The sequence below is a fragment of the Sphingomonas phyllosphaerae genome (genome assembly GCF_029623345.1).
GTDB classification, from domain to species: Bacteria; Pseudomonadota; Alphaproteobacteria; order Sphingomonadales; family Sphingomonadaceae; genus Sphingomonas; species Sphingomonas phyllosphaerae_C.
In genome coordinates this window covers 49,585-57,108 of the sequence record NZ_JAPYKH010000024.1, presented here as the reverse complement: position 1 = coordinate 57,108, position 7,524 = coordinate 49,585, and the positions used below count along the sequence as shown (strand labels likewise).

The following is a 7,524-nucleotide window of genomic DNA, read 5'->3' as shown; positions in this document are numbered from 1 at the left end:
CGACAAAGAAACCGGACAACCGACCCTCCCCCACCCTTCGATCGGGGAGACCGCTGCCCTTCCTATCTGACGACCGACCGAGCAACGCTGCCGAAGCAACACGCCCCGTCCGGTGAAGCGGCATATATGGACCACCCTCGAACGGGTCAAGCGATTCGATGACAGTTTTTTGGCGCGATGGTGTCAGTCCGCCGCATGGGTCAACCGCGCGACAAGACTGGCTATTTGACTTCGAAGCTCGAGACGCCGCCGCTGCGCCGATCGGTTGAGTGCCCGACCCAAGATGGAGATCGCCGCGAGCGACCGCCCCACCCCGACCAATCCCGAACAACAGCAGTCGATGCCGGGAGGAGGAAGCGCGCGGGACGCAGCGGCTGGTCGAGCAGGAGGCTCGGCGGCGCCGCCACGCAGCTGCCGATCCCCAACTCCTTTCCCGCAGAAGAAGGAGGACCAGGAGCATAATTACGACTTCTTCGTCACGTCGCTAACCGGCAGCTACCCCGAGGGACGCTTTACCAGCGGGCCTAGCATCGACCGGCGCGGCGAGTTCACGGTGTTCCGCAACGAGCCCCCGGGCGGCGAACCCGAGCCCGGCGCGGCACGGCCCGACGGCATGGCGCAGGTCGAGCAGACCGACACGACCTCGGCCTGAGCGACGTGGCCGGCGCGACCGTTGCGCGCCGGCCACAGCTGGAGCGGGATCGTTCCGATGCGGTCCGGTCGCATCTTTGAAATCGATTAGAGCGGGCATAGGATCACGGACGACGCCACTCCCATCGAGAGGGTGACGCGACCCACGTTCCTCAGGAGGGGAAGATGCCGCTACTCACCACGCGCCGCGCCGCGCTGCTCGCCGGCGCCGCGTTGCTGCCGAGCGCCCCCGCGCTGGCCCAATCCACCGCCGGCCCCGTGGCCACCCAATCCGCCGACCAGACCGGCACGGCCTCTCCCGCGCAGGACGCGGCGAGCGCCGCCCCCGACACCGCCCCGGCGGCCGACAATGGCGACGGGCTGCAGGATATCGTCGTCACCGGCCAGACCTCGCGCGACCGCCCGCTGATCACCTCCTCCGCCGACATCACCTACGCCACCCGCGACGACATCGATCGCCGCGCGCCGCGCTCCACCGCGGACATGCTCGAACTGGTCCCCGGCATCTTCGTCGAGGGGACCGCGGGCGAGGCGTCGAACAATTATTCGGTGCGCGGCCTCCAGGGCGGCGGGCAGCGCTTCGTCCAGCTCGAGGAGGACGGCATGCCGATCCTCTACGGCGGCGGCGGCGCCGACTTCTTCTTTCAGCAGGATCTCACGATCGACCGGCTCGAGGCGGTCAAGGGCGGCTCGTCCGGCGTGCTCACCGTCAATGGCGCGGGCGCGACGATCAACTTCATCTCCAAGCGGCCGAACCAGGAGCGGTTCGAAGCGATCGCGCGCGGCACCTATTACAATTACGGGCTTAAGCGCGCCGACCTCTACGTCTCGGCGCCGCTGGCGGAAAATCTCGCCTTCAGCATCGGCGGCTATTATCAGAGCAGCCCGGGCGTGCGGCGCAACCCGTTCGACTATGACGGCTATCGCGTGAAGGCGATGCTGGAATATCGCTTCGACGGCGGCGGCTTCCTGCGGCTCTCCGCCAAGCGCGGCGACATGAACACGGCCTATTACGCCAGCATGCCGTACCGCTACGACAATGGCGAGCCGAGCGGCTTCCCCGGCCTCGACACGCAGCGCGACAATATCGGCGGCGACGCCTTCCGCAACATCGCCGTACCGGTGTCCACCTTCGTCGAGCGCGACGGCATCCGCAACTTCCGCTACGATCAGGGCATCAAGTCGATCTCGAACCAGTTCCGCGTCGACTTCGAGAAGCCGGTGACCGACACGTTCGACGTCTTCCTGCGCAGCCGCTATCTCGACTACAGCTACGACTTCAACGGCCTCTTCCCCGGCTCGGGCACCGGCAATGCCGGCCTGGCGAGCGCGGTGAGCTATCTCACGCCCGGCAGCGGCTCGCCGATCAACGACCTGCTCAGCGCCGGCGCGGTGGCCTTCCCTGCGCGCGCGAGCTTCGGCATCCGCAACCTGCGCACCGGCACGGTGATCGGCGCCAACCAGACGAGCCAGCTCGACGCGCTCAACGGCAACGGCTTCCTCCAGCGCACCACGCTCAACCACGACCGGCTCGACGCGCACGACTTCGGGCTTAATCTGGGCGGACGCTGGGAATATCAGGGCGGCAGCTTCACCAATTCGCTCACCGCGGGCATGATGTATTACGCCGTCCACCGCCGCCAGAACCAGTCGGCGGTCGCCAGCGTCGTCAACGACGTGCGCAACAACAGCGACATCTACGACATCGTCGCGCTCGACGGCGGCAACAACGTGATCGGCACGCTGAGCGACAACGGCCTGGTCTCCTACGGCGACTGGGGCAACGGCATCCGCGTGCGCGACGATAACGCCGTGTCGCTCTACGCCAACGACGAGCTCGCGATCGGCAAACTCCGCATCGACGGCGGCATCCGTTTCGAGAACATCCAGTCGACCGCGCGCGACGGCATCGACGCCGCCGGGGTCGACGCCGCCAACCGCATCGTTGAGATTCGCCCGGGTGTATTCCAGCAGCTGGTACCCCAGGGTACTGCCGGTCTCGTGCCGACGGTCGGCCCTACCTTCGCCGGCCAATATACCACGCTCAACCGTTCGCAGGAGAAGATCGCCTGGACGGTCGGCGCGAACTATCTGATCACGCCGAACCTCTCGATCTACGCGCGCTATGCCGACGGTTTCCAGACCAACAGCGCCGATCCGATCACCACGATCAAATTGTACGAAGCCGGCATCCGCTACCAATATGAGCGCTTCTTCAGCGGCTCGGTCACGGCGTTCCGCACCAACTTCGACGACCAGAACTACAATTTCGCCAATCCCGAAAACCCGGCGCAGCAGCAGAACATCAACGCCGACCTGCGCACCAAGGGCATCGAGGTGGACCTGATGCTCCGCCCGGTGCGCTGGTTCTCGATCGACGGCCAGGCGGTCTTCCAGGACCCGAAGCTGGAGAACCTCCAGCTCGATGGCGCCACCCAGGCGGGCTATGAGGGCAACCGCCCCGAGCGCACGCCCTCCACCTTGTGGACGGTGACGCCGGCGATCCAGCTTCCCAATGGCCTCGGCGACATCTTCGCGCGCTACAAATATGTCGGCAAGATCTTCGCCGACGCGGGCAACGGCGTCGCGCTGCCGGGCTACGGCGTCACCAGCGCGGGGATCAACGTCAACGTCACGCCGCAGCTGCAGGTGAGCTTCAACGCGGAGAACATCTTCAACGTCGTCGGCCTGACCGAGGGCAACCCGCGGCAAGGGCAGACCCAGGCGATCACCCAGGGTTTCTTCTATGCCCGCGGGATCGTGGGACCGACCTATGGCGGGTCGGTGACGCTGCGGTTCTGAGGACGAGAGGGCGAGCGGCAAGGATCATTCGTCCGTGCCGCTCCCCAAACAGAACGCGGCAAGCTTCGAGGCGCAGAGCGTGTACGTCCGGGACGAGCAAACCGCGCGCCTGCGCACGCAGGAGCCCAGAGCCGAGAGCGCGACGGCTGCCATGCCGGGCTCCTGGGTGCGCAGGAGAACGGCAACGGCTAGCGTGCTGATGCCTCTGCCCCCCACATCCGGAGCCCGATCATGACCCGCGCCGCCCGCCTCCTCGCCGCGCTGCTGCTCGCGGGCAGCGCCGACGTGGCGCTCGCCCAGCGTCCGCCCGAGCTCGCCTATCAGCTCAACGAGGGCGACAATCTCAACGCCTTCCTGCGCAACGGCGCCACCGCGGCCCACCTGCTGCTGCGCGACGGCGCCGAGCCGCGCATCCTCGTCGCCTTTCCCGCGGGCAATAGCGGCGTCGGTCTCTGGTTCGAGCGCGCCGCCGTGCCGGTCACGTGGCGGCTCGACCGCGCACCCGCCGCGATCACCCTGGCCGACGCGCGCGGCCGCCCGCTCCATGGCATCCGCGCCACCGCCAGCGTCGCCGCGCCGCGGTTGGCGCTACGTCAGGCCGTGCTGTCGAACGTCCGCTTCCTGCGCGACTATCAGAGCGTCGGGCGCTTCCCGCCGGAGGTAGCGGGCGCTCCCCGCCTCGGCGGCGACACGATCACCTATGCGCGCGACCGTGCCGACGGCGCGCCCGGCTATCGACTCGCCCTGCGCGTGCTCGCCGGCCGGATCGAGCGCGGTGCGTTGGTGGCGGGCCGCGACGGCCGCATCCAGCTCGAGATCACCGCCGCGACCGGCGACACGCCGCTCACCGGCATCGCGCTGCCCGAGCTGCTCAACGCTAACGCCGCCGACGATCGCCAGGCGCGCAATGCCCTGCGCTTCCTCAGCTATCGCGAGAAGTTTTTGGCGGGCTCGTGGCGCTTCGACACCTATTTCGGGCGCGACACGCTGATGTCGGTGCGACTGCTCATGCCCGTGCTCCAGCCCATTGCGATCGAGGCGGGGCTTGGCGCGGTGCTGGCGCGGCTCGCGGCCGACGGTGACGTCGCGCACGAGGAGGGACTCTCCGAGTTCGCGCTGCTCGAGAACCGCAAGGCCGGACGCAGCGGCGATGCCGCCACGCTCGACTATGCCATGATCGATGACGACTTCATGCTCGCGCCCGTCACCGCCGCCTATCTGCTCGAGCACGCCGACCCGACCCGCGCGCGCGCCTTTCTGGCGCGGCCGATCGCCAGCGAGGCGCGCCCCGGCACCAGCGAGCCCGCCGGCGCGGCGCTGCTGCGCAACCTGCGGCTGGTGATCGAGCGCGCGCGCGGCTTCGCCGACGCGCCCGCGGTCGATCGCCTCGTCGCGCTCCGCCCCGGACGCATGACCGGCCAGTGGCGCGACAGCGAGGAGGGGCTTGGGCGCGGGCGCTACCCCTATGACGTCAACGCGGTGCTGGTCCCCGCCGCGCTCGACGCCGCGGCCCGGCTAAGCGCGGCGGGGCTGCTCGACCCTTATGTGAGCGCGTCCGACCGAGCCGGGCTGGCGCGCGCCGCGGCAATGGCGGCGACGTGGCGCGAGCATGCGCCCGCGCTGTTCCGCGTCGAGCTGCCCGCGCGCGAGGCGGCGCCGAAGATCGCGGCCTATGCGCGCACGCTCGGCGTCTCCGCCGCGCCCGCGCTGGCGAGCCTGGGGCAGGCGCCGCTGGTGTATCACGCGCTGTCGCTCGACGAGCGCGGCCGGGCAGTGCCGATCCTCAACTCGGACGAGGGCTTCGCTTTGCTGTTCGGCGAACCGCCTGCGGCCGAGCTGGAGCGCGACGTCGCCGCGCTGGCACGCCCCTTTCCCGCGGGGCTGATGACCGACGTCGGCCTGCTCGTGGCCAATCCGGCGTTGGCGGACGCGGCGACGCAGGCGCGCTTCACCCCCGCGGCCTATCACGGCGCCGTGGTGTGGTCGTGGCAGCAGGCGCTGTTCGCCGCCGGGCTCGAACGGCAGCTCAAGCGCCTAGATCTGCCCGCCGCGACCCGCACCGTACTGACCGACGCGCAATCCCGGCTGTGGCGCGCGATCACGGCGACGCGCGCGATGCAGAGCTCGGAGCTGTGGTCCTGGACCTATCGCGACGGGCGTTACGAGGTGGTGCCGTTCGGCGCGGGCAAGAAGGACGTCGACGAGTCCAACGCGGCGCAGCTGTGGAGCACGGTCTATCTGGCGGTGCGTCCGCCGCGGTGATCTTCCTCCCCCGTCTTCCCGGACCAAGTCCGGGATGACGGACGGGGCAGCAGGACCCATCCTCACGCCATCGCCGCCGCCAGCGCGGCGTCGTGCATCGGCAGCGTCGGGGCGGCGCGCGCGATCAGCGCGGCGAGCGCGCGCACCTGATCGATATTGGCCGCACCGTCCAGCGCGTCGGCGAGCGGGTGATAGCCCTCGGCGACGATCCCCTGCCCTTCCAGCACCGCCAGCCAGCTCGCCTCGCGGAACAGCTCGTCGGTCTCCAGCATCAGCCGCCCACCGCGGCGGTACAGCGCCTCGCGCTCGACCAGCGCGTCGGGCAGCGCCATCGCGCGACACGCCTGCCACAGCGGCTCGGGTTTATCGCTCTGCGCGTGATAGTGGAGGATCAGGAAGTCGCGGATCCGCTCCATCTCCGCCGCCATCAGCCGGTTATAGCGTGCCGCCAGCGCTGCGTCGTCGCCGCGCGCGGGGAAGAGCGTCAGCAGCTTGGCGATGCCGCTCTGGATCAGGTGAATGCTGGTCGACTCGAGCGGCTCGAGGAAGCCCGCCGCCAGCCCGATCGCGACGACGTTGCCGCGCCACGGCTCGGGCCGGGCGCCCGCGGTGAAGCGCAGGAAACGCGGCTCGCCCAACGCCTCGCCGTCGAGATGGGCGAGCAACGTCGCCGCCGCTTCGTCGTCGGAGAGAAAAGGCGAGGCATAGACATAGCCGTTGCCGGTGCGATGCTGGAGCGGGATGCGCCACTGCCACCCCGCCGCGCGCGCGGTCGAGCGCGTGTACGGCAGCGTCGGCCGCGTCGCCGCGCTGGGCACCGCCACCGCGCGGTCGCACATCAGCCAGCGCGACCAATCGTCGTAGGATGCGCCCATCTCGCCCGCGATCAGCAGCGCGCGAAAGCCCGAGCAGTCGACGAACAGCTCACCCGCGAGCCGCTCGCCGCGCTGGCTGGTGAGCGCGGTGACGCGGCCGCTCGCCGCGTCGCGCTCGACTGCGGCAAGCCGCCCCTCGACCCGCACCACCCCGGCCGCCTCGGCCAGTCCGCGCAGGTGCGCGGCATAGCGCCCGGCGTCGAAATGATAGGCATAGCCGAGCGTTGACAAAATCGAACGCTGCTCCGCCGCGGGCTTGGCGAAACGACCGGTGAGCGCCGCCTGCGTGGTCAGCGACAGCGCCGCGAGCGGCAGATCGAGCCCCTCCGCCCGCGCGCGCAGCCAGCGGTGGTGGAAGGCGACTCCAGGCAGCGCCGCGCCATAGAGGCCGAACGGGTGGAAATAGCAGTGCCTCGGCCGCGCCCAGTCGACGAACTCGATACCGAGTTTGTAGGTCGCGCCCGTGGCCCGCAGGAACGCCGCCTCGTCGAGCCCGATCAGCTGGTTGAACCAGTGGATCGTCGGGATCGTCGCCTCGCCCACGCCGACGGTGCCGATCTCCTCCGACTCGAGCAAGGTGATCGCCACCGAGCGCCCGAGCTGGCGCGCGAGCGCGATCGCGGTCATCCAGCCGGCGGTGCCGCCGCCGAGGATCACCACGCGCCTCACCCGTTCCCGCTCCGCCACGTCCGTCTCCTCTCGACGACGGTGTAGGGCGGAACGGGGCCGAGCGGGAGCGGGGAAGCGTTGGGCCCGACGCGAGAGAGCACACCATCTCCCTCGGCGTCATCCTGAACTCGTCTCAGGATCCACTGGTCCGCCGGCGCCGCGACCGCTGAGTCAGCGGCGCCGGAATCCTGAGACGAGCTCAGGATGACGGCTGAAGAAGAGGCCGCGACACCACATCCGCCACCCGCCTCCGCACACTGGCCGC

The 7,524-nt window shown here is 69.8% G+C and carries 4 protein-coding genes; 3 read left to right on the top strand and 1 reads right to left on the bottom strand.

Annotated features, from left to right (window positions below):
- Nucleotides 1-283 precede the first annotated feature (283 nt).
- From QBJ89_RS17675 to QBJ89_RS17665, 3 genes are all read left to right on the top strand, one after another.
- Nucleotides 284-652, top strand: coding sequence for a hypothetical protein (locus tag QBJ89_RS17675; RefSeq protein ID WP_277981796.1), 369 nt, complete (start codon nt 284-286; stop codon nt 650-652).
- A gap of 164 nt (nt 653-816) precedes the next feature.
- A complete protein-coding gene (locus QBJ89_RS17670; protein ID WP_277981795.1) occupies nt 817-3,453 on the top strand; it encodes a TonB-dependent receptor domain-containing protein in 2,637 nt (878 codons plus the stop codon).
- A 231-nt stretch (nt 3,454-3,684) separates the two neighbouring features.
- Complete coding sequence (locus QBJ89_RS17665; protein ID WP_277981794.1) at nt 3,685-5,715, top strand: hypothetical protein; 2,031 nt, start codon at nt 3,685-3,687, stop codon at nt 5,713-5,715.
- A gap of 62 nt (nt 5,716-5,777) precedes the next feature.
- Here the strand turns inward: QBJ89_RS17665 and QBJ89_RS17660 are convergent, their stop codons facing one another.
- A complete protein-coding gene (locus QBJ89_RS17660; RefSeq protein WP_277981793.1) occupies nt 5,778-7,277 on the bottom strand; it encodes a tryptophan halogenase family protein in 1,500 nt (499 codons plus the stop codon).
- Nucleotides 7,278-7,524: the final 247 nt, after the last annotated feature.